The sequence below is a fragment of the Vibrio sp. T20 genome (assembly GCF_007858795.1).
In the GTDB taxonomy this organism is placed as follows: Bacteria; Pseudomonadota; Gammaproteobacteria; order Enterobacterales; family Vibrionaceae; genus Vibrio; species Vibrio satsumensis.
Map to the genome: position 1 here is coordinate 1 of NZ_VFEB01000079.1, position 273 is coordinate 273.

Annotated in this window: 1 rRNA gene; it reads left to right on the top strand. The window is 44.0% G+C overall.

The annotated features are described in order from the left end of the window. Nucleotides 1-126 precede the first annotated feature (126 nt). Nucleotides 127-242 (top strand): 5S ribosomal RNA (rrf, locus tag FTW16_RS07370). Nucleotides 243-273 lie beyond the last annotated feature (31 nt).

Here is a 273-nt window from a genome sequence, read left to right on the forward strand (position 1 = left end):
GGGGTTTTGTGGACTCAAAGAGACAGACCTTGAATGCGTTTGAAGAGACTTTTATTACTCTATTGAATAGAGAAACAGCTTTCCGAATTATTAATTGTCGCAGAGGCGTCAATTAAACAGAATTTGCTTGGCGACCATAGCATTGTGGACCCACCTGATTCCATGCCGAACTCAGAAGTGAAACACAATAGCGCCGATGGTAGTGTGGGGCTTCCCCATGTGAGAGTAGGACATCGCCAGGCTTTAAATTTTGAACACTTGCTGATTACAAGC